General features: G+C 44.6%; 14 protein-coding genes. 10 read left to right on the top strand and 4 right to left on the bottom strand.

Annotated features, from left to right (window positions below; translation table 11 throughout):
- Window positions 1-100: 100 nt before the first annotated feature.
- Together CHB62_RS06750 and CHB62_RS06745 are read left to right on the top strand one after the other, a co-directional pair.
- Window positions 101-1,108, top strand: a complete 1,008-nt coding sequence (locus CHB62_RS06750; protein WP_089366218.1) for a 4-hydroxy-3-methylbut-2-enyl diphosphate reductase — start codon at window positions 101-103, stop codon at window positions 1,106-1,108.
- A gap of 476 nt (window positions 1,109-1,584) precedes the next feature.
- A complete protein-coding gene (locus tag CHB62_RS06745) occupies window positions 1,585-2,793 on the top strand; it encodes an MFS transporter (protein ID WP_089366217.1) in 1,209 nt (402 codons plus the stop codon).
- Between the two features lie 703 nt (window positions 2,794-3,496).
- On the opposite strand, the gene CHB62_RS06740 is transcribed toward CHB62_RS06745, so the two are convergent.
- Complete coding sequence (locus tag CHB62_RS06740; RefSeq protein WP_089366216.1) at window positions 3,497-4,912, bottom strand: carboxylesterase family protein; 1,416 nt, start codon at window positions 4,910-4,912, stop codon at window positions 3,497-3,499.
- Window positions 4,913-5,241: 329 nt separating this feature from the next.
- Window positions 5,242-8,223: a TonB-dependent receptor gene (locus tag CHB62_RS06735; protein WP_089366215.1), complete on the bottom strand. Its 2,982-nt coding sequence runs from the start codon at window positions 8,221-8,223 to the stop codon at window positions 5,242-5,244.
- A gap of 308 nt (window positions 8,224-8,531) precedes the next feature.
- On the opposite strand from CHB62_RS06735, the gene aroB reads away from it, so the two are divergent.
- On the top strand, window positions 8,532-9,578 hold the full coding sequence (aroB, locus tag CHB62_RS06730; protein ID WP_089366214.1) for a 3-dehydroquinate synthase: 1,047 nt from the start codon (window positions 8,532-8,534) through the stop codon (window positions 9,576-9,578).
- A gap of 471 nt (window positions 9,579-10,049) precedes the next feature.
- Here aroB and CHB62_RS06725 read toward each other — a convergent pair whose 3' ends face one another.
- Window positions 10,050-10,649, bottom strand: coding sequence for a DUF4738 domain-containing protein (locus tag CHB62_RS06725; RefSeq protein WP_009010525.1), 600 nt, complete (start codon window positions 10,647-10,649; stop codon window positions 10,050-10,052).
- 957 nt (window positions 10,650-11,606) lie between these two features.
- Window positions 11,607-13,136 (bottom strand): DUF438 domain-containing protein, encoded by a 1,530-nt coding sequence (locus CHB62_RS06720; protein ID WP_089366213.1) that lies wholly within the window; start codon window positions 13,134-13,136, stop codon window positions 11,607-11,609.
- Between the two features lie 1,412 nt (window positions 13,137-14,548).
- Between CHB62_RS06720 and CHB62_RS06715 the strand changes: the two genes are divergently transcribed.
- The 7 genes from CHB62_RS06715 to CHB62_RS06685 all read left to right on the top strand — a co-directional run bounded on the left by CHB62_RS06715 (window position 14,549) and on the right by CHB62_RS06685 (window position 23,883).
- Window positions 14,549-14,752 carry a hypothetical protein gene (locus CHB62_RS06715; RefSeq protein ID WP_089366212.1) on the top strand — a complete coding sequence of 68 codons (204 nt, stop codon included), beginning with the start codon at window positions 14,549-14,551 and terminating at the stop codon, window positions 14,750-14,752.
- Between the two features lie 370 nt (window positions 14,753-15,122).
- On the top strand, window positions 15,123-17,828 hold the full coding sequence (locus tag CHB62_RS06710; RefSeq protein ID WP_089366211.1) for a hypothetical protein: 2,706 nt from the start codon (window positions 15,123-15,125) through the stop codon (window positions 17,826-17,828).
- Window positions 17,829-17,976: 148 nt separating this feature from the next.
- Window positions 17,977-18,471: a hypothetical protein gene (locus CHB62_RS06705; protein ID WP_089366210.1), complete on the top strand. Its 495-nt coding sequence runs from the start codon at window positions 17,977-17,979 to the stop codon at window positions 18,469-18,471.
- Window positions 18,472-18,490: 19 nt separating this feature from the next.
- The gene (locus CHB62_RS06700) at window positions 18,491-18,880 is read left to right on the top strand and encodes a four helix bundle protein (RefSeq protein ID WP_089366209.1); all 390 of its coding nucleotides are present in this window, start codon (window positions 18,491-18,493) and stop codon (window positions 18,878-18,880) included.
- Window positions 18,877-19,461: a hypothetical protein gene (locus tag CHB62_RS06695; protein ID WP_089366208.1), complete on the top strand. Its 585-nt coding sequence runs from the start codon at window positions 18,877-18,879 to the stop codon at window positions 19,459-19,461. Before CHB62_RS06700 ends, CHB62_RS06695 begins: the two co-directional genes overlap by 4 nt.
- 13 nt (window positions 19,462-19,474) lie before the next feature.
- Window positions 19,475-20,638, top strand: a complete 1,164-nt coding sequence (locus CHB62_RS06690; RefSeq protein ID WP_158296867.1) for a reverse transcriptase domain-containing protein — start codon at window positions 19,475-19,477, stop codon at window positions 20,636-20,638.
- Between the two features lie 374 nt (window positions 20,639-21,012).
- Window positions 21,013-23,883 (top strand): cation-translocating P-type ATPase, encoded by a 2,871-nt coding sequence (locus tag CHB62_RS06685; protein ID WP_089366206.1) that lies wholly within the window; start codon window positions 21,013-21,015, stop codon window positions 23,881-23,883.
- Window positions 23,884-24,481: the final 598 nt, after the last annotated feature.

Here is a 24,481-nt window from a genome sequence, read left to right as displayed (position 1 = left end):
CGAGTCTACAAGTGAACGAGTTATTAGGTAGTGAGGTGGATAGGGGGATATTTCCTTACCTCCCATCCACTCCTCTCACTCTTTTATATAAATAGTAGGAATGCTTCAAATAGAGATAGATAACGGTAGTGGTTTTTGCTTTGGTGTGACCACAGCCATAAAGAAAGCCGAGGAAGAATTAGCCAAAGGGACAAAGTTATATTGCTTAGGTGACATCGTACATAACAGTATGGAGGTGGAGCGACTGACGAAGAAAGGACTCATCACCATCAACCATGAGCAGATGCGCGAGCTTCATGACGTGAAGGTTCTACTGCGTGCTCATGGCGAGCCTCCCGAGACCTACGAGCTTGCAAGGCGTAATAACATAGAGATCATAGATGCTACTTGTCCCGTGGTCCTCGCTCTTCAGCGGCGTATCAAGACTCAGTATGAGAAGGGACGACAGCCTTCTTATATGATAACATCCAAGGGTAACACAACTGTCAACGACCCATCAAAACTCAGACCCCTAACAGAAGGAGAAGACACGACATCTTCCTCCTCTGTTTCTCTCCCTCCTGCAGTCGGTGAGGGACAAACGCTTAGTGCGTCGTCCTCCATTGTCATCTTTGGTAAGAACGGTCATGCAGAGGTACTCGGACTGGTTGGGCAGACCCATAGTCATGCCATTGTGATAGAAAAGTTTGAGGATGTAAAGGCCTTAGACTTCACCCATGACATTTATCTCTACTCCCAAACGACAAAGAGTTTGGATGAGTTTCATAAGATAATAGACTACATCCAGCGTCATATCTCCCCTGATGCTAAGTTCCAAAGTTTTGATACTATCTGCCGACAGGTGGCCAATCGCATGCCCAACATCTCTACCTTCGCTGCCCGTCATGACTTGATTCTCTTCGTGGCAGGGCGTAAGAGTTCGAATGGTAAGGTCCTCTTCCATGAGTGCCTAAGTGTGAATCCAAACTCCCATCAGGTTGAGAGCGCTGATGAAATCGACATGAACTGGTTTAATGGGGTAGAGACAGTAGGCATCTGTGGCGCAACGAGTACACCAAAATGGCTGATGGAGGAGTGTCGTGATGAGATACTTCGATATACGAAATGATATTTTTTTATCTTTTTACGAAGAGTTTGAATGCGAAAGCTATCTTTTTATGATAGACTTTCGCATTTTTTTTGTACCTTTGCACCGTCATTCAAGATTTAATGTGGCTTTATTGCAACACTTGAGTTAGGTTTTCTCTTGAAATGACAACATACAGAGTAACATTTGTTGGGCCTTCCAACAATTATAAATGATAGAGTATATCAGTTGTTGATAATAGGTGTTTAGGGACTTATATACTCTTTGGTAATCTTTTCATAACGCTTAAAGAAGTGAGAGGTTGCCATTTCTAAGGTTAGTGTTCTATCACTTCCTTTGACATCTCTGTTCCTGTTATCAAAGCGTTGTAGCACTGAAAACATTGTGCAGCATTCTTGCTTGTGGGCATCCCATCACTCCTTTATTTTGGAGCATATCTCTTATAGTCCCATATTACATATATAATAGTATTCATCAAAAGTGTTGTTAATAGACTTATGAAAGAACAAAAGAGTTTCCTTGTACCTATGGCATTCTTAGGACTAATGTTTTTCACTTGTGGTTTTGCACTGGGTATTAATTCTTTATTGGTACCAGTATTGAAGGTGTCGTTAAGCGTCTCTTCCATGGAAGCGTATATGCTTATTGGTGCAACATTCCTTCCTTTCCTCATCTTTGGCTATCCTGCGGGAATATTAATCAGTAAGATAGGGTATAAGCGTACGATGGCTACTGCGTTTGGAATGTTTGCCATAGCTTTCGGAGCATTTATCTTCTCGGCAGATGCAAAGAGTTTTCCTTTGTTCCTGACGGCTTCTTTTTTCTGTGGAACGGCCAACACCTTCTTACAAGCAGCTATTAATCCTTACGTTACGATATTAGGACCAACGGAGAGTGCCGCAAAGCGTATCTCTATTATGGGTATGATTAACAAGTTAGCTTGGCCAGTATCACCTCTGTTTATTGCTCTCTTTGCAGGAGCCTCAGGCAGTGTTGCTATAGATGACTTAGGTAAACCCTTTGCTGTGATTATCTTTCTTTTCATTGCTTTGGGTGTTGTGGCGCTTTTATCACCATTACCAGAGGTGAAGGCCGCTGGTGAGGATAGTAGTGAAACAGATGAGATTGACCAAGAGGTGTCTACTTATGCGAATAGTAAAAAGTCTGTTTTCCAGTTTCCACATTTGGTTCTTGGCGCTATTGCCATCTTCTTTTATGTTGGTGCAGAGACCATCGTCTTGGGTACACTGATTGATTATGCAAACGAGTTAGGGCTTACTCATCCAGAGAACTACTCTTGGATAACACCGATTAGTATTAGTATTGGATATATAGCGGGAATTATCCTTATCCCTAAGTATCTTTCTCAGACACGTGCTTTACAGATATGTTCGTTCGTAGCCTTGCTGGGCACTGCCCTTGTCGTCCTTCTCCCAGGGGTTTATAGTATCTTTAGTGTTGGTGTCATGGCCTTAGGCTGTTCACTGATGTGGCCTGCTTTTTGGCCTTTAGCACTGATGGATTTGGGTAAGTTCACCAAGAAAGGGTCGTCACTCTTAACCATGGGACTTATCGGTGGAGCAGCTATTACAGTGTTGTTTGGCCTCTTAAAGGATGTTTCAGATGCTCGATATGCCTATGGTCTTTGCTTTGTATGCTTTGGCTATATTATGTTTTATGCTTTCAAGGGCTATAAGTTGCGTTAACAGAATATCGTCTGAAAGTGCTTTAAGTTCCTACACAACAAGTTCTTGATCAGACGCTTAACTATAGGCTTATAGCACGTCATAATCTTTAGAAGTATTAGATTTGTGGGATTACCTTTACGAAGGTAGTCCCGTTTTTGATGGTTCTTTTATTCTAAGTGCACAATCTCTTTCATGCGACAACCTTATAGAAGGCACTGCTATAAGGTACCTTCTCGGGTGCGAATAGGTCCTTACTCATTCTGTGAAAACCTCTGAGGAATGAACCTTCAGATAACTTTCTTAATTCATGAAAATATGTGACAAAAACACACAGGTTTGTCCTCAAATCAAGACTATATCATCTGTGAAAACCAACTTCCTAACTCGTAATATATCAGCATATTACATACTCTGTTGAAGAAGACGCCTTTCTTGCCTCAAGAAGGGCGTCTTTTGCATGCAAGAAGGGCATGTTCTTGAACGCAGAAGGGCCTCTTCTTAAACGTAGAAGGGCGTGTACTGGTTTCAAAAGGGGCGAAAATTATTGACAAGCCATTGAGGAGTTAAAGAGTAGAAAGAGTAAAAAACGAGGTTAGACAACAACATCTACCCTCGCTATGTTTGTGTTTTACGACCTGTTCGATACATACTCCTCACACAGATAATCAGCCGTTAACACTATGAAAAACCCTTGTGTCGCCACTTGAAAAGCCCATTGAACCTAATAACTAACCTCGATAGAGGCTGGATAAACACGATAGGGGTCGTAGTATTCGGTGCAACTATTAATCATGTCTTGCAGGTTTGGCTTCACTGTCTTTCGATAACATTCCTGTCCATTGACGATGACTGTCACGGGCTTAGCCATGTCTACGAGCTCATTGTTCAGATAGATACGAAGCCGTCCACCCTTTGCTGTGGTGTAGTTACGGTTGAATTTCATTTCAATTCCCCATTGTTTGTCACGCTCAACAGCGGTGTATTCTACCTCTCGAATACTGACTCTCACCACGTTATCATGGATAGTCATGTCGTAGTAGGTGCGATTCTTCGTAGGAGAAGCTATCACTTGAAGATTGTAGAAACCTGACCGATGCCGCCCATCCATCTCGTAGTCTTCCCAAAGAACAGTCTTTGGATAAGGGTTACGGACAAAGTTTTTCAGCCAAGGGGTGGTAAGGTCATAATTAATATGGTGTTGCATCCCTGGCAGAAGATTGATGCGATGAACAAAGAGCGGCCGCTTGTCGGCATCCATGGGGCGTGCCAACTGTGCCGAATCGAAGGCCACTTGTGTGTAATAAGTCAGTATGTTGCGGTAGAACCCAGTGTCATCAGCCCCAGTAAGGAATGAGAAACCAATGTTAGCACAGTTCTCTATGGGTGCATTCTTCAGTGGTTCGCCCCCTGCCATAGGTCCTGCTGCAGCCCAGTAGTCGGCATAGAACGAGGCAAGACGCTGACTGCCGTAGCCTCCCTCAGATATTCCGAAGACATAAAGGCGGTTGGCATCGACATTGTCCTCGGCGAGTGCTTGTCGGAGAAGGCGTTCCCAAGCAAATTGCTTAGCCACCTGCCACCAGCGATAGTAGTCGCCTTCGTTAGGAATCTGTGGGATGAAATAGAGCGAAGGAACGTCTTTGAACCTGTTGCCTAAGGCAAGTCCGGTAGACCATTCTTGTTCTTTCGGACCAGAACCATGCAGGTAAAGGAACAAGGGCAGCTTTCCCTCGCTGCTTCCCTTTCGTCCATAATAGTAGGGCATGACCGCCTCTTTCTCCAAGGTCATAGGCAGGTGCCATGCAGCCTTCACCCCTTTCCGTAAATCCTCGGGCTTGGCAAGTTTCTCTTCCTTCAACGCTCGGTTGGCTTCACACCATGCCGTCCATACCATCTTTTGGTTTTTAGCAATCTCGTTAGCCTTCATTACTTGTTGTATAGATGTCGTGTAAGGTCGGTTACGTTGGTAGGTCTCCTTGCTCTTCAGCTCCTCGTCCTGTTTTGTTTTGAGTGTTTGTAGGAAATAGTTCTTCACCTTCTCCTGCATATTTCGTCCCTGTGCGTGAGCGATGTGTGTGTTTGCAGAGAGCGCAAACAGCAAGCCCACAGCTATAATAAAGTGATTGGTCTGTCTCATTTTACGACTTTGTATCTTCAATGTATTTGTTTGTTAGGGTTCAGTCCCTTGTAAGATTTAGCTTTGCAGACAAAGGTAAGCATTTTCAAAGGACTGTGCAAGTGTTCTTAAAAGAATGAGGCCTCACCCCTGACCTGCTCCGTTTGGAGATAGGTTGGGGTGAGGCTCTCTCGCTCTTTCGGGTGTCGACGTCGTTTGTTCAGTCTGTCATCGTCCACTCCGACATCTTTTCTTTCATTGTCAGCCTAACCTTGTTCACGCTGTAACCTTGTTTTTTATGCTCGGTCAGACAGCGTTCACGCTGTTACACAAACTTTATATCCTGTCTATTAGAAGCCGCCGAAGCCACCGCCTGATGGTGAAGGACCTGATGGACGTTCCCCTCTTGGAGGACGCTGACCGCCCCGTGGCCCCATACCCGGCCCGTTTCGGTCGAAGTCAGGACCATCCTTTGGTTTCGGCATAGCGTTCTTACCACCAAAGAGGTTCAATCGGTAGGTTGCTCTCAGCATGATATAGCTGTTGATACTATTGTATTCTGTGTCCGTACGGCTCACAGAGTTGATGACACGTGAGAGATTGCTCTGCTGACGAAGGATGTCATAGAACTGCAAGCTGAAGGTCAGCGCGTTTCCTTTCAGCATACTCTGTGATATTTGTGCGTTCCAGAGTAGCTCGTTGGTGTTCAATGATGCGTCGCTATAACCACGTCGACTGGTCTGGTGGAGGTCGGTCGAGATACTCATGTTCCATGGTAGGTTAAGACTCAGCGTACCACCGTAAGCGAACTGCCATGTGCGTAGGTTGCTCATACTCTGCAGGTTGTTCTTCGTGTTAGTATAGTCTACTGACCCGTCTAACTCTAACTCCAACCACGATGTACGATAACTTGCAGCAAGTCGTTCACCTAAGCTAAGCGACTTCGTGATGTTCTTGTCTAAGCTACTCGTGCGGTTCAGCTGTAGATAGCTGACGTATCGGTTGAAGTTAGCACGGCTGAAGCTATGGATATTCCATACGCCAGCTGAGTCGATACTCATGTTATACATTAGTCCTGCATCAGCTTCCCAGTTGCCATTCACATTGACAGGCTGTATCGTACGAGCACCTGTGACAGCATCGTAGGTGACACTGTTTCCTATGGCGTTTCGGGTCGTTGAGAAGTTTGCAAAGGTCATCAAGGCCTGCGCATGACTCTGCTTATAGGTGTTATAGAACAAGCGGAAATTATTGGTGAAGGCTGGTTTCAGACCAGGGTTACCAATTGAGATGTTCTGTGGGTCGGTGTTGTCGACAATGCTAAGCAGCTGACTCATTGTCGGTTGAGCGATCGTACCCCTATAGTTGATACGTAGGTTGCTCTGCTCACTGAACTTGTAACGGAAGTCGAAGGTAGGACTCCAGTTGAATACTGTGCGTGCTGTGTCGACATGTACACCGAGGTAATCCTGCATGTAAGTGGAGTGCTGTGGTTGAAACATTACTCCCGCGTTCATCTTCCATTTGTCGCGTATCATCCTCATCATCACTTGCACGTCGTGAGTATAGGTGCGATACTCAGAGTATCGACTCAAGTTATTATCAAGGTAGTTGCCCAATGGGTTGGTCAACAAGCCGAGATAGTTGTCCCATGAACGGTAGGCAGGTTTCAAACTACCGAACGTTCCTGATGGTAAAGCCGACAGGTCGTAAGTGTCACGGTCGCTCTTTGAGAAGCCATACTTAAACTGGTAGCTGAATTGCAAGTAAGTCTTGCGAGCTATTGGTTCGCTGTAAGTAGCCTGCAAAGCATAGTCCCAGCTCTTTGTCGGCATGAGGTTGTAGCGGTAAGCACGGTAGGTAGAGTCGTTACCGAGAGCGTCCTGCAACTGAAAATACTGAATGTCTTGCGTTGAGAACGTCTTAGAGTCCGAATTACTATAGTTAGCATCTGTGCGCAAGGTGACGTTTCGTCCGTTGCTGGAGAGCTTGCGGTTCACCTGTAACATAGCCCCCAAAGCAGTGGTGTTACCATAGCTGATGGTCATATTACGCTGTGTGTTCCCCATCAAGCCAAGCCCTTTCAGCTGTGCGATAGCGGCTGTTGACAATGGATCGTCAACCGTTTCGTAGGGGTCGGCATTGTAGGCTGCAGACGAACTAACGATTTGTCCGTCGCTCTTACTAAGTCGGAAATTTGGTCGGAACATAATGTTCCATACAGAGTCGGGACGCCACTCGAGTCTGAAACGCCCATCCCAAGAGTTGCTTCTGGTGTATTCTTGCGACAAGCGGTTCGCAAATGAGCCTTGTCGTGCTACGAAGTTCTCACTCGCTACACGTGTGTTTAAGTCGCCATCAGCGTGGTTCCAGCGCACACTACCGTCCCATTGCAGGGTCTTACCATTGTCGTAGTTCATGTTCAGACCCACCATCTTGGTAGCGTTCAGACCTTGGCGCACACCGCCGAAGCCACCACGTGGACCACCTCCAAAGCCCATGTCGTTGACATTATTGGCTGATGCAAAGCCCATCATACGGAACTTATTATTGAAGTAAGCGCCCATCGCCTTCTCAGAATAGCGGTTTTGCGTACCGATACCGAGGTCGATATTAGAGAAGAGACCCTTGTTCATACCCAACTTGATACCGAAGTCGAGTACTGTCGACTCGTTTCCATCATCAATACCAGTAACTCTACTGAGGTCACTCTTCTGGTCGTAGGCCTTAATCGTTTGTATGATAGAGGTAGGAAGGTTCTTCATTGCGGTCTTGGTGTCGCCCACCATGAACTCTTTTCCATCTACAAGAATCTTCTTAACCTCCTTACCATTAATCTTAATCGTACCGTCGCTTGACACTTCTGCACCCGGTAAGCGTTTTACGAGGGCCTCGATAGTTGAGCCTTCAGGCACTCGATAGGCCGAAGCATTATACTGAAAGGTATCGGCCTTGACGACTACTTTCGGGGCACAGGCCACTACCTTCACCTCTTTCAACGTCCTTGTGTCTACTTGAAAGTCTAATTGTCCCACCGAGACATCCTGCTCGTTGGCGATAGTAACGTTTTGGAAAATAGTCTTGTAGCCTACATACGATGCCTTTAAGATGTAGCGTCCGTTATTAGGGGCCGTAATCTTAAAGCTTCCTGCTTCGTCTGATGTGGCACCAACGACGTAGCTACTGTCCTGCTTCAGCAGCTGAACAACAGCAAAAGGTACCTTTTCTTTTAACTCTCCATCGTAGAGAGATCCCGTAATTGTCCTGTTCTGTGCCAGCATCGATATAGAGCCAGACAGCAAAAGAACAAATGTCAACAGTCTTTTTACCATAAATTTATTGTTAAATTCTTAATCTTGTCGTAGAACGATAAGTATGACGATGAAAAAAGAATAAGGTTTAATGAGATATAAGTAATTTATTAAAAAAGTTGTTGTTCGGCTGGTTGTTGAGGCCGAATGAAAGGTCTCTGCGTAGGAAAACACGGTGCGTTATCCTCCGAAAGGGTTGCACATAGAGTGAGCAATGTGCGCAAAAACGTGGTAGATAGTATTAAAGTGTGTGAAATATCAGCGTGTTTCTGTGTTTTCGTAAGCTGAAAAAGCTTATTTTTGTATTGTGAACTATAGAGGAGAAGCTTATGAAACAGAACATTATTATATCCAAACAGTTCAAGAGTGAACTGGCAACAGCGATCTCAGAGTGCGAGAAAGACAAGATATTTGTGCTTGTTGATGAGACGACACGTGAGTTGTGTTGGGAACTTATCAAGGATGATTTCTGTCTAAAAAAGGCTCAAGTGATTACGATTGGGACGACAGATAGCAATAAGACGCTCGATACCTTGGTGGCTGTGTGGGAGGCTTTACAGCAGGGAGGGGCTACGCGTCACTCGCTGTTGATAAACCTGGGTGGTGGTATGGTGACCGACCTTGGTGGCTTTGCGGCATCAACATTCAAACGGGGCATTAACTTCATTAATATTCCTACAACGCTTCTTGCGATGGTTGATGCCAGTGTTGGCGGTAAGACGGGCGTGAACTTCGGTGGATTGAAGAATGAGATTGGGGTCTTCAATGAGGCGAATACGGTTATTCTTAACACTGATTGGCTTAAGACACTCGACGCTGCTAATATCCGCAGTGGCTATGCTGAGATGCTAAAACATGGTTTGATTGCTGATGAAAAGATGTGGGCTGAGTTAATAAACTACAACCTTGCTGATCCAGACCTGCTGTTGTTGAGTGGAATGTTGGGTAGAAGCGTATGCGTAAAAGAACGAATTGTGGAGGAGGACCCGCACGAGAAGGGTATTAGAAAGTCCCTTAACCTTGGTCATACCTTTGGTCATGCGTTCGAGTCATGGGCTTTAGACCATCGTCCTATCCTTCATGGATATGCTGTTGCCTTTGGTTTGATAGCTGAATTATACCTCTCTGTAGTGAAGACGGGTTTTCCAACAGAGCGTATGCGGCAGACTGTCAGTTTCATCCGTACGTATTATGGGGTGCTGCCCATCACTTGTAACGATTATGCAAGGCTCATTGAGCTGATGCATCATGATAAGAAGAACCGTGGAGATGAGATTAATGTCACACTCTTAGGGGGTATCGGTGACATCCGTATCAACCAGTCTGTTAGCGAGGAAGAGGTGAAAGAGGCCCTTGACTTTGTGAGGGAAGGGTAGTAAAGGGTATTGGGCTAATAAGGCTAATAAGGCTAATAAGACTTAAGCCTAATCACCAATCTTATCCTATTAGGCCTCCCCTCCTTCGGAGGGGCTGGGGGAGGTCCCAACAGTTTAGTACTCCCCTCCTTCGAAGGAATTGTAGGGGATTTAGCAGCTTGGGCCTCCCCTCCTTCGGAGGGGTCGGGGGAGGTCCCAGCAGTTTAGTACTCCCCTCCTTCGAAAGAATTGTAGGGGATTTAGCAGCTTGGGGCTCCCCTCCTTCGGAGGGGTCGGGGGAGGTCCCAGCAGTTTAGCACTCCCCTCCTTCGAAGGAATTGTAGGGGATTTAGCAGCTTGGGCCTCCCCTCCTTCGGAGGGGCTGGGGGAGGTCCCAGCAGTTTAGTACTCCCCTCCTTCGAAGGAATTGTAGGGGATTTAGCAGCTTGGGCCTCCCCTCCTTCGGAGGGGCTGGGGGAGGTCCCCTTCTCCCTACACTCCTTCTTCCTCCGATTTATCCACTTCACTCTTCGGCTGTTCGGGTTGGTCGCTTGGAGTGTCTAATTGTGTTGCCTTATTGATACGCATCCTACTCATGTTATCGATGGTTACGTCTAATGGAACATACTCGTCGCTCTTTGGGTCAGGAGAGCCAACACTTGCTCCAAAGTATAGTTTGTTGCCCTCAGCTCGGTCGAACATGAAACCTATCAAGGCTCCATTCTTAGCGTACTGATTGTCGGTAAACTCTCTGAAATCGTCTTTTGTAAGCGTACGGTCGTAGAATGATGAACCATCCGAGCGTAGTATCTGTACTTGAAACTTGTTGTCATAGTATTTGCGGCCGTCCTCGTCACTTACAGTAGAGAGTGATTTATCTGCAAAACGATGTATGCGAATTGTATAGGTAGCACCCATCCACTCCACTTTCTTCTCATACTTGAATTCATCCATAGCCTTTGTACCACTCGGCACATGAGGTTTTGGGGCAATCTTAGTGATGATATCGTTTGATTTTCTTTCTTGCTTGCAAGCTGTAACACCCAAGAGTAGTAGGCTCAAGCTTATGATGTGTAATATATTTCTTGTCATAATACGTGATTCTTGTAGGCAAATTTACGTATTTTCTTTGAACCTTGCAAGGATGAACAACAAAAGATAGCTTTACAGAGGGATTAGGGTTGATGGATTGCTCGGCTATTTCTACGGGCGAGTGCTTGGTGAGGTGAGGCTTCTATTGGCTGTAAGGTTCTGTGTTATCGGTTGACTTAATGTCTCTGTGAAATGCTGTGTGTTCTGTTCATCTGTGTTCTTCTGTGAGAAAAATGAACGCTTGAGAGTCGCTGGGTAGTATTTTCTCTCACAGAACTCACAGATTTAACAGAACATTATAGCGCACAGTTTCAAACCCACAGAAGGCCTTCGGCATACAGATATCACAGAACGTTATAGCTAATGGTGGCTGTAAGGTTCTGTGTTATCGGTTGACTTAATGTCTCTGTGAAATGCTGTGTGTTCTGTTCATCTGTGTTCTTCTGTGAGAGAAAAAAATGTCCTCTGTGAGAGATAGAACACTAACCTGGTAAACAGAAAATGTCAAGATATTTTATAGATTGTTCCCTTCTTTTTTTGAGAAAAGGCCGAGTATACAACAAGAAGACGCCCTTCTTCGTCCGAGAACATGCCCTTCTTGCATGCAGAAGACGCCCTTCTTGAGGCAAGAAGGGCGTCTTCTACAACGCTGTTTGTAATAGCTTGATTTGTTGACTGTTATGAGTGTGATAAAAGGAGATGATATATGCTTATTTTGCAGATACTTACTTCAATAGTATGTAATGATTTCTTACGATGTTATTGATTATCCTGAACGGTGGAGACATTACCGATTTTTCTCATGTGGAGATGTTGATAAATAGGGTGAGTACGTTCCTTATTCTTTTATTAGTGGTTCTATAAAGGATAACCTCACCCCCTTACTCCCATTTACAAGCAGGGAGGAAGTGGGGGTGAGGTTACCTTTATAGGGATAGACCTACTACTAAGTCTATTTTAGATACAATCCTTTAGCAACTGAATAAACCGCTCTTCGCCTAATCCAGAACGCTCAGCAGCAGTGCGGACAGTGGCCTTCTTGAGTATCAACTTACCTAATGGCGTGTTCAGCATCTTGAAGGATGGATAGCGAGCAGCAAGTTCCTTCTTTAGATGAGGATAAACTTCAAAGAGGTCTTTCAGACGTGTGTCTGAAGTTATCTCTATCTGCTTGTCTGCTTGGGCAGTAGGTGCGTCGTCGTTCTTATCGTCGGTAGTGGTGGTGGTTGATGCGTTTTCCTCCTCTTTACCAGCCCATGTCAGCAAGGTCTGTGAGCCAGTCAGCTCACGGATATGCGTACAGTCTTGCATCATTTCGAGTACGCCACGGAAGCGACCTTGCTTATCGCGCACAGCAAAGTAGACGATGTAGAGGAACACTTCAGGCTTGTTAATCCAGAACTCAGCCTTGTCTTGTTCGCCATTACGGAACTTCTCTACAATCTCCTCAACGATGTGCACGCTCTTACGAGGGTGACAGTTAGACACCTGTCGACCGATGACATTCTTCGACCTTGGGAAGATGCGGTGGTCAGTATCAGAATAGAACTTCACCAACTCGTTCTCGTCTACGAAGGAGATGTCGATTGGCAGGTGCTGATAGATGAGGTTGATTTGCTCTAAGGTAAGCTTACCTGTTGCCACATCCAACTCCTGCTGTGGTCCTGCGGAGTAACCATACTTACTGAGTAGGGCTTGGAGGTCTTCTGCAAAGCCTTCTTTAGGTGAAGAGTGGTGGGTGTTGGGTGATGATGGAGTCTCCACTGTGAAGAAGGCAAAACCAATCTCTTGGTCGCCTGCCTTCATGTCCTCAAACTCTTCCGGAGATATAAGTGCGTAAGAAGTAGGGTAGAGAATAGTCTCTTCCTTCTCCATCAAGTCGCGTGCATTGGCTATCAACTCACTTTGAGCAGCGATGAAGGCCTCCTCGTCGTTAGCCTCTAAGAGTCGCAGCGACTCCTTGATCTCATCACGGATGATGTCGTCAAAGTTCCACATCGTCGTTGTTGGGCGGTCGAAGCCCTTCTTCTCCAAGAGAGGATAGAGTTGGTTCTGCTTACGTTGGTAGTGGATAGGATACTGACGTATCTGGTCGTAGAGTTCTAACCACTGGTTCTTTATCATCGGATACTGTATGAGGTCCTCAACAGCAAGGAGCAGTCGGCGCATCTCATCGTTCTCTTTATAATAATGTGAAAGTGGGTGGTCCTCTGGTACATCTGGTCGGCTGTAATCCATGAAACCCTCAACGAGTTCAATAATCTTGCGCATGTCGGCACGTATACACTCATCGTCCTCACGCGACTTCATGTTTTGCTCGATGAAGGCAAGGTGATAAGGGCGTATCTTCCCTACCTTTGTCTTCATCTGCTCACGTGCCTCTTCTAATGAGAGCTGTCCTGTCTCGTACTTTTCCTCCAGTTCAAGCATTGCTTGCATCTTCTCCATTTCAATCTTAGGGAGATAGTCTTTCATCTTATTTGCCATAACTCTGTTACTGATTTTATTGTTTTCTGCTGCAAAGATAAGGCCTTCTTTGGAAATAGAAAGATAACAAATGTGACTGAGTTAAGTTAAAAAAAGATAATAAGCTGACGTTTTCATAGAGGTAGACAGTTAGGTTTTATAGTTTTTATTCTTTTTCTTTTCATGCCTTGTTCTCTTTGCCATAACCTTTATGGTCTTCCGAAAAACGTACAGAGACATTAATTCAACCGATATTACAGAGCGTTTCTGCCAACATTAGCAATAACGCTCTGTGATATCTGTCGCCTGCTTGCAGACGTTTGTGAGTTCCCCCCTGTTCGCTGAAGGGCTTCTGTTCCTCTGTGAAACTCTGTGAGAGATAAAATATCCAACGAGCCTCTTGTATTCGTTTTCTCACAGAACTACACAGAAGAACAGAACACACAAAGGCGCACAGAGACATTAAGTCAACCGATATCACAGAACGTTACAGCTAATGTTGGGTGTTGGGTGTTAATTGTTGGGTGATGATGAATAGCCTTGTTGGGTGTTAATGATTAGCTTAGGCGGGGTCGAGCCAATGGCACGTCCCATCAAGACGCAAACAGCGAAGGAGGGGTAACCTCGGTGATTACTCCCCTCTCCATTCGGAGAGGGGCAGGGGGTGAGGCCTCTGATGGGTGTTGGGTGTTAGGTGTTAATGATTAGCCATAGGGGTATCTCGGTGATTACTCCCCTCTCCATTCGGAGAGGGGCAGGGGGAGGGGCCACTATTTTTTATGTTCTTCGCTTTGACAGTTATTTAATAAGTCTTTAAGAAAGTAGCAGAAAGACTAATATTATTTCGTTATTTTAATAAATTCCTGTCTTATTCTTTTGTGTTTCAATAATTATTATTATCTTTGCACGCAGTTAAACGAAAATTAACTTGTAATAACGATAATGAGAGTTACGAAGCATTTTATCCCAACCACTGATGTTTACATCTTTTGTAAAGAAGATGTAAGGACTTGTGTTGTGCCTGTCACTCTCATTGATTCTAAGAAACGAGGAGCTTGGTTGAAAGAAAATGCGAAAAAGATGTTAAATTATTTGGAGGTTTCAAATAATTTTAGTACTCTCTCTCTCTCTCTCTCTCTCTCTCTCTCTTATATAATAGTATAACTAACTTTCTCATAGCTTGTTACGTGTCTGTGTGTTGCGCAGACCGTGACGAGATGTCGACAAGGGGCTTGCTCTATCTGCCTTTTGTCTTTTTCGTGTTATCATTCGTTTTTTCCTCATATAATTTGATTGCGACCATGTTGGCTATGATGGGATGCGACGTGTCTACGTCGTTGCCCTTAGGAGTCAGCATGGTTTCTTAATTCCCTTTCGCTTATGACAACTGTGTGAGCAAACATATATTATAAACTAACTAATTATTAAGCTTTATGAAGAAAATCAGACAGACCGTGCGACAACTTTATGTTCGTCCTACCGTTGAGGTGGTCAAGGTTGAGACTGAGGGCAATTTCCTTGCCGAGAGTCCTCTCGTTCGCCCAGGTGGTGGCGGTACTACTTCTCATCCAGGCAGTATTCAGGTTGTACCTCCTACTGAAGAGGACGGAGGTGATGATGATAATTTGGAGGGATAGTTGACGGGTTGACAAGTTGACGAGTAGACGAGTTTACAAGTAGACAAGTTGCTTGTGTATAAGTATCGTTTCAACAAGTTTGAAATGAGTAACGATAAGGCTAACAACGCTATTGTCTACACGCTCTTTTATTCTCTCACTCCTTCTTTTCCTCAAAGACAACATTTAAACAATGGAGTTGGAAGTGTATAAAGTAAGGTTAGGAATTTGACAATAGAACTATTGTCTTAACTCCCTTTCACTCCTTCTCTCCTTTCACTCCTCAAAAACAACATTTAAACAATGGAGATGGAAGTGTGTAAAGTAAGGTTAGGGTATTGTCTTAACTCCCTTTCACTCCTTCACTCCTTTCACTTCTCAAATAACAACAATGAACAAACTTTTCTTTTACGCCTGCTCGGCTCTCTTGGCCGGTGGCGCAGCGTTGACGGCAGTATCGTGTGCCGACGACGATTTGGATAATGGTGGAACGAATGGCAATGATGCCCTCGTCCGCTTTAGTGTAAACGATGTGCAGGAAGGGGCTATCAGCCGTGGTGCTATGACACGTGGTGCCATCACGCCTGGCTTGGGCAGCAACGACCTCGCTGGTGGTAAGCTCGCAGCCCATAGTAACCGCAATATTGACGTCTGCTTGATAGAGACTACTGTCGAGGGTGTCAATCCTGTTAAGGCTGACGCCCGCACACGTGCTGACATCATAGCTACCTCTACCCTTGGCGACTTCTCTGCCTCAGGTATCCGTGGTACAGCAGCCTCTGGCATCCTCACCACGCCCGAGTGGTTCCATGCTAAGAAGACCAAGAGCAATGGCGAACTCTATTCGCCTATCCGATGGTCGTTTGCACAGCCTAAGGCTCGCTTCTTTGCTGTCTATCCTAACGCAGAGAGCTACGCAAAGATGACCATCAATAACACCGATGCTACGAGTGGTAGCCCAAGTGTTGATTTCGAGGTAAACAGTGATGTGACAAAGCAGGTCGACTTGATGACGGCTTGTACGGGTGATGTTGAGTATGCTACGCAGTTTCAGCAGCCTACAACCAACCTCGATTTCCGCCACGCTCTTACGGGTATTCGCTTTGCTGTGGGTCAGAACCTTTCTTGGAATAAGACCATCGATAAGGTGGAATTGCGTGGTGCTGTGATGAAGAGTAAGTATGTACTCTCTAAGCAGTTTGATGGCAATGGGGCCGATTGGGACCACTCAAGTGACACACGTGGCAATGCAACCCTCTCGGGTGTCAGTGTGAGCACAAGTGCCAACCCTAATGTTACCATCATGGGTAATGCGGGCGATAACTATACGTTCTATATGATACCACAGCAGCTTACTGGCCATGTGACTGCTTACGTGCACTGCACCGATGGAACAGAAATCACCGTACCTTTAAAGGGTGAATGGAAGGCGGGAACAACCCGTACTTACAAGCTAAGCCAGACTACCTCTACTTGGACTTACACGCTCACGCCAACCGACCCGAGCCGTGCGGCTAATTATGATGAAACCCAGTCGCAGGCATACGGTATCACAAGTTATCGTGAAGACCCGGCAACACACCAGCAGCAGGCTGTCGCATGGAAAGTTGTTGGTTATGATGCCAATAACGATGGTACTTTCTCTATGAGTGAAAAGCCTGCATGGCTGACCAGCCTTAGCAAGACCGAGGGCACGGGTGGTACTGCTGCCGACCAAGGTACGGCCACATTGACCAAAGACGTTACCGATTTGCTCGCTAAACGTAACAAGGCACTTAAGGAGGCAACAGAATTAGGTACAGCTACTCCTTACGACCTTTCAACGAAGGGCGGCTCAGAAAATCGTAGCACTGCTAATAGTTACGTTATCTCAGCTCCCGGTCATTATCGCATACCGCTTGTTTATGGTAATGCCATCGAGAACGGTGCAACCAATGCGAACTCTTACACCAGCCATGCTGCTGCAGGTAATTCATACGTTTTGTATAACTTTAAAGACCACAATAACCAAAACATCACTGACCCTTGGATAGAAAAGACCAATGGCGCTGCTAACAATGGCGTTGATGGTGCTGAGGTGGTTTGGGCAGATGCTGCCAACCTCGTTCACTCTCCTTCTATTGTGCATGATGGTGGCGAGGGTTTCCTCGACTTCACTGTATCAGCAAGCGACATTCAGAGCGGTAATGCTGTTGTTGCTGTTAAGAAGGGTGGTACGACTGTTTGGTCATGGCATTTGTGGTTTGCTCCTAAGGATGCACTTGATAAGATTCCTGTTACCAACTATCAGGGTAAGGTTTATAACTTCACTAAGGAAACCTTGGGTTGGAAGCCAACCCAGTGGAGTGGTTCTACCTACGACAAAGCTCGTACTGTCAAAGTCAAGGTTGTGCAGACCATTAAGAATGGTGGAGTAGCACAAGAGACTGTTATCAATATTACCCAGAATCCTGGTAACGTTAAGAAGGGTGCTACCACACTTTACCAGTTCGGTCGTAAGGATGCCTTCCCTGGTGTAGATGCATCCGAATTAGCAGCAAATAGCCATTTTACGCAGAGTGCAGGTGATAATATGTCTATTATGAATGGTATTCAGCATCCAGACAATTTCTATACATGGGGTTCGTCATGGTATAGTACTCCTCCAACTGGTTATAGTTATTATAATCTTTGGTCAGCCGAAAATACGGCAACAGGTTTCAATGATAACTCTGTAGTCAAGACCGTTTACGATCCTTGTCCTGTAGGTTTCAAGATGCCAGCTTCCAATGCGTTTACTGGTTTTACTGCAAATGGTCAGAATGGAGGAACTATGAATGTTTATGGTACAAGCGATTGGCAGACTTACCAAAACAATTTTGGTCATAACTTCTGGACAAGTAGCAGCAAGACGGCTACTATCAATTTCCCTGCTTCGGGCTATCGCAGCCACAATGATGGTTCGCTCGACTACGTCGGCAGCCTCGGTTACTATTGGTCGGCGGTTCCGTACAGCACGATCAGCGGTTGCTACCTGGGCTTCAGCTCGGGCGGCGTGAGCCCGGTGAGCAGCAGCGCTCGGGCCTATGGGTTCGCGGCGCGTCCGGTCTCAGAATAATTCGATTGATTTGATTCATTTGATTTATTGCCGGCGGGCATCGCCCCGCCCGCCGGCAAAAGAAACCGGCGTAGCCGGTCGAAAAAAAATCCTTGCCTTCGGTATATGAAGGCGAGGATAATAAACAACAAAGTAATAAGAAGAAACAATGAACATCAAAGAAATAGTTGAGGCCGAGAAAAAGAATACCTGCAGGATAAATCTCTATCGTGAAGGCTTGTTCTTTCGTGCTTATGAAGCTTCAGCGTTCGCCCTGTGCAGTTTTGTACATCCTTTTAAGGTTATCAAACGCCAGCTGAAGGTTCTTAATGGTGAGGAGGTCGCTTACGTGGGCTTCCCTGCTTCGTCAGAAGATAAGTATTTGAATGGGAGGAATATTATAGAATCAGATGATGCACATAAAGTTATAGGACTGACAGAACCCATTGATTTGAATGCTTTTGTCGAATGGAAGAAAGGAATAGAGCTAAAAGAGTCTACACAAACAGGCAGTATGACGAGCAACAGTACAATGCCTGAAAGTGCCGGACATATTGATGCGGGTAGTATAATAAGGATGGTGAGAGACTTTAATGTTGCTAATAGTACTCCTATGCAATGTATGATGTTTATAGCACAATTGCAGGGAAAGTTGAACGACTAAAAGAAAGAGGAAGAATGACATGGCACAGTATGATAATTTGCCAGTGTTTAAGGCTATCTACGACTTATTGTTAGATGTCTATCAACGTACACGCAATGTACCTCGTGACTTGAGATACACGCTGGTACAGGACCTAAAGAATGAGTTGGTTGAGTTGATGGTGATGGTTTACCAAGTAAATAGTCAACGTGAGAAAGAGCAAATCCTACGAAGATGTCTTGAGGTGTTTGTACATATCAGGCTTCGTATACGCCTATTGAAAGACATGCACCACCTAAGTGTACCACAGTTTGCACAACTCTGCCTGCAGACTGAAAGCATATCAAAGCAGCTGACGGCATGGCATAAATACAGTCAAAAGGGAACAAACGCAACTAAATGTACAAATAAAGAAGAAGCGGGAGTATGAAACAAACTTTAATCACAACCTATAATACAATATACGCAAAGCATACTGACTCGTTCGGTTGTTTTGTGCTTATGACTTTACTCGTCTTCCTTCTCTCTCCCCTCCTAACTCAGGCTAAGCCAGAATGTCAGCGACTAAGGTCGTTGACAGCGTGCATTAGTAAATCCAGTAACCCACCAGTACATGTAAAAGGTACGCAAACGCCCCGTGGCAATGCGTCTTGGCTGGTTATGTTATCCCAATCTGTTGGATGGTCACATGCCCTTATTTCGTTTCTCTTTCATAGGATTACGAATGGTGGTGGTCCCCATGCTTCATTTAATGAGTGGTTACTATTTTTCCCTGCTTCGGGCTATCGCAACAACAATGATGGTTCGCTCAACAACGTCGGCAACAACGGTTACTATTGGTCGGCAGTTCCGAACAACACGAACAACGGTTGCAACCTGAACTTCAACTCGGGCAACGTGAACCCGCTGAACAACAACAATCGGACCTATGGGTTCGCGGCGCGTCCGGTCTCAGCATTTACAGCCTACAGGAGAGGGAGAGATGTTGACGAGTTGAATGGTAATAAGTAGAGACGTTAAGAATATGGATTTATTGAGGGATATATTTAGCGCTTACTACGATGCAAGGAGGAACAAGCGAAACACGGAGAGTCAAATGAAGTTTGAGATGAATCTTGAACATAACTTGATGCATCTCTACGATGAATTGCGTACTCGAACTTATCGACCATCACCTTGTATCTGTTTTATTACGTTCGACCCTGTGCAGCGTGAGATTTTTGCCTCTTCATTTAAGGATCGTGTGGTGCATCATCTGCTCTTTAACTATATAGCACCGCTGTTTGAAACAACGTTTATATATGATAGTTACTCTTGCCGTGTGGGTAAAGGAACGTTGAAGGGTGTGGAACGATTTGAGCATCATTTGCGTAGTTGTACACAGAATTATACACAATCAGCGTACGTGCTGAAGCTTGATATAAAAGGATACTTTATGAGTATTCCTAAGCGTGAATTGCGAGAACTATTACGTAAGGAGATGGATAGAAAACCTGAATGGAATAAGAAATTCGACCGCCAGCTGGTTGATTTCCTTATAGATAGTATTCTTCTACGTGACCCTACAAGTGATGTACGCATCGTTGGGGGGAAGGAGGATTGGGAGGGATTACCGCCTTCAAAGAGTCTCTTCCGTTCTGCAAAGGGTTCAGGGCTTCCTATTGGTGATCTGACATCTCAGCTGTTTAGTAATATTTATCTTAATCAGCTTGACCAGTTTGCTAAACGTCAGTTGGGCTTGAAGTATTATGGCCGTTATGTAGACGACTTTTATGTTATAGATACTGATCACCGTAAACTGGCAAGATTGATAGGGCTGTTTCGTGATTATCTGCATGATGAGTTGCATCTTACGTTACACCCAAAGAAGATTAGTTTGCAACACTGTTCTAAGGGTATGACTTTTCTTGGAGCATACATTATGCCTTATAGGCGTTATCCTCGATGGCGTACGATATGCAAGTTTCGTAATCGAATGCGTTTGATAGAAGCTCTTTGTAGATGTAGAACAACGATGAAAGAGAAACAAATCTTTCTGTTGCGAAGTGTGATAAATTCCTTTTGTGGCTATCTTGGGCATTTTAGCTCTTATTTACTTCGAAAGCATCTTGTTGACCGCAACCCTTTCTATCGCTATTTCTTCTTTTATGGAGGATTTCATGTGGTTGGTCTTAAGAATATTGAGTAATTAATAATATCGTTTTTTTTGTTTAATAACGAAGCTTGTCCGTGACGTGATGTTACCGACCTCGTTGGTGAATTAAAACTCGTTTTTATTTCATTTTCCTACCTCTTTACAAGAAGTGATTTCTAGTTGGAGGTAGGTTTTTGTTTGTATAATAGCGTCATCATTCATAATATTTATGGTTATAAAGGTTGTTAATAACAAAATATTTGTATCTTTGCAGACATGTCAAGTGAAATTGAGCGTAATGATTCTCAATGGTGTTTACCAGTCAATAGAACGAGAGACGGAAATCTTCTAAACGCTACACTACCAAAGAGATAATACGATTGCAGAACAAGAAAAAATCTAACTAAATATATTTGCAAAGTAAAGTTATGGAGCAAAAAAGACATTATGAAGGGTTGACTGACACGGAGGTGTTGGCCAGTCGTGAACAACATGGGGCTAATGTGTTAACGCCTTGTGAGAAGGATCCACTATGGAAGCAGTTCTTAGAGAAGTTTGAGGACCCACTCATTATCATCCTTCTCATTGCGGGTTTCCTCTCTATCGCTATTTCTTGTTGGGAATACTGGGGACTACATAGTGAGGACGGAGTGGCTGTCTTCTTTGAACCAGTGGGTATCTTTATAGCTATCCTTTTGGCTACAAGTATTGCATTCTACTTTGAACTGAAAGCAGATAAAGAGTTCTCTATCCTCAACCAAGCGAACGATGAGGAAGAGGTTGAGGTGATAAGAAATGGTAATGCGACGACAGTTGCTAAGAAAGATATTGTTGTTGGCGATGTTGTCATTATCAATACAGGAGCAGAAATACCAGCAGATGGTAGGCTTCTCGAGGCTATCTCGCTTTATGTTGACGAGTCAACGCTGAATGGGGAGAGTGTTCCTGCTTATAAATCAGTAAAAGAAGAAGATTTTGACAAGGATGCCTCTTACGCTACTAACCAAGTATTGCGTGGTACGAAGGTGATGGAAGGACATGGCATCTTTGTGGTTGAGGCTGTAGGCGATAGTACTGAGAATGGTAAGGTGTTTGAAGCTGCACAAATAGACGATAGTGTGAAGACACCGCTCAGTGAACAGCTTGACGGACTGAGTGAGCTCATTACGAAGTTAAGCTATGTCTTTGCAGGATGTATCATAGTAGGTAGATTGATCGTGTTCTTCCATTGGCAACCAATTGTTTGGACGTTGAGTATTCCTACGTTAATATTCTTCTGGCTTGTTATTAAGAAGTTTGAGGGATGGAAATGGTTTGTTAATACGTTCATAACGATTGGCTATTTCCTTATCTTAATGGCTTGTGTTGTCGTGTTCCATATAATGCTCCTTCCTGAAGAGAGTATGACGGGCTTGTTGGCGCATACGCTGAATACAATGATGATTGCTGTGACCTTGATTGTTGTGGCTGTACCAGAGGGCCTTCCAATGGCTGTGACATTGAGCTTAGCCTATAGTATGCGAAGGATGATGAAGACGAACAATCTCGTGCGTAAGATGCATGCCTGTGAGACAATGGGAGCAACGACAGTCATCTGTACAGATAAGACGGGTACGCTGACACAGAACCAGATGCGGGTTTATCAGACGCAGTTCTATGCCTTGGATAAGCAACAATTGGATGAGAGTCTGGCTGCACGTTTATTGATGGAGGGGATATCGGTTAACTCTACTGCATCTTTGGATTACTCGGAAAAAGATAAACCTGAGGTATTGGGGAGTCCTACTGAAGGGGCTTTGTTGCTGTGGCTGAATGATCATCAGATATCTTATAGAGAGATAAGAAGTAATGTGCAAATCGTTGAGGAGCTGCCGTTTACTACGGAAAGGAAGTATATGGCTGTGCTCGTCAAGTCTACGCTGATGGAAGGAAAGCAGATCCTCTATGTGAAGGGTGCTCCTGAGATTGTCTATGGACTCTGTAAACAGACGGATTGTGATGTTACGAAAGAGGATATCGAACGACAGTTGGAAGAGTATCAGGAGCAGGCTATGCGTACGCTGGGCTTTGCTTATCAGATTGTTGATGGTAAGGAGGATGTGTTTAAGGAGGGAAGAGTAGTGGCTGATGGCCTTATCTTCCAAGGGATAGTCGCTATCAGCGACCCTGTTCGTGATGATGTCCCTGCTGCTGTGGCTGATTGTATGAAGGCGGGGATTGATGTGAAGATCGTGACAGGTGATACGTCAAGGACTGCTAAGGAGATTGGACGACAGATAGGACTGTGGACAAGCAGCGATTCGGATAAGAATATTATTACAGGACCAGAGTTTGCGGCTCTTTCTGATGCTGAACTTGATAAACGAGTGGAGGACTTGAAGATTATTTCTCGGGCTCGTCCGCTGGATAAGAAACGACTGGTTGAATCGTTGCAGCGGTGTAATGAGGTGGTTGCCGTTACAGGTGATGGCACGAATGACGCTCCTGCATTGCAGGCGGCACATGTGGGACTCTCTATGGGTGATGGTACGTCGGTGGCTAAGGAGGCTTCTGATATTACGATTATCGATAACTCTTTTAGTAGTATCGGTAAGGCGGTGATGTGGGGTCGTTCGCTCTATCAGAATATACAACGGTTCTTACTCTTTCAGCTTACGGTTAATGTTGCGGCTTGTTTCCTCGTCCTTGCTGGTGCTTTCATGGGTACGGAATCTCCGCTGACAGTGACGCAGATGTTGTGGGTGAACCTTATCATGGATACTTTTGCGGCTATGGCACTGGCTTCTCTGCCTCCGTCTGAAAGGGTGATGAAGGATGCTCCGCGTGACCGTAATGCCTTTATTATCAGTCGTTCTATGGGCTGGAATATTCTTGGTGTGGGTGGCTTCTTCTTTGTGATGTTGTTGGCTTTACTCTATATCTTCGAACATGCTGATATTACGGCATTAAAGGATATTATCCATCTGCAGCTTGGTAGCACTAATGGACTTAGTCCGTATGAATTAACTTTACTCTTTACTATCTTTGTTATGACGCATTTCTTCTATCTGTTTAATGCTCGTGCATTTGAAACAGGACGGAGTGCTTTGCATTTCAAAGGGTGCCGGGGATTGCTATTTATCGTTATGATTATTCTTATCGGACAAATTGCTATGGTGGAACTGCCTATCTTGCAGAAGTTCTTTAACATTGCTAAGGGGGGATTGTCATTGGAGGATTGGATTATTATCATGCTTGGCTCTTCTTTGGTTCTATGGGTTAGAGAGGCTTGGCATCTGATAAAGCCTAAAAAGAAATAGTATGGCTGTAATGTCAATCCTGGCTTAATTAGGTCGTGAAAGGATGACGGTCGGGACAAGAAGCTTATTTTTTGCAAGAAAGGGAAGCGTATTATATAATAAGGTGTAACGCCGTTTAATTCGCTCCTAACGAAGAAAAATTAAGTTTTTGATAAAATTTTCTCTCAAAACATTTGGAGGTTACAGAGAAAGTCTATACCTTTGCACTCGCTTTACAAAACAAGCCTCTTGGCAAGTTGGTTAAAGCATAGAAGAAAGAGTTCTTTGAAAAGATTTACATAAACAGAGAAGTAGTACAAGAAGCGTCTGTTTGATTTTATATCAAATAGATGGGTAAAAGAAACGAACCGATCAATTCATTGTTCCTGCTTTTGAGGCATCGCTTCAAAACAATTAAGGAACAAAAGAAAAGGTGCTTTTTACTTGATACTTTTAGGATAAGCGTTCTGAAACAGAGATTACTCGGTGAAGCGTTTGGGTTAACATGGTATCCATTATCATTTATCACCCATCACTTATCACCAAAACATATTTTACAATGGAGAGTTTGATCCTGGCTCAGGATGAACGCTAGCTACAGGCTTAACACATGCAAGTT

Source organism: Prevotella jejuni (assembly GCF_900187995.1).
Lineage (GTDB): Bacteria > Bacteroidota > Bacteroidia > Bacteroidales > Bacteroidaceae > Prevotella > Prevotella jejuni.
Note: the sequence above shows the minus strand (reverse complement) of the source record. Positions and strands in the feature narration are given on the sequence as shown.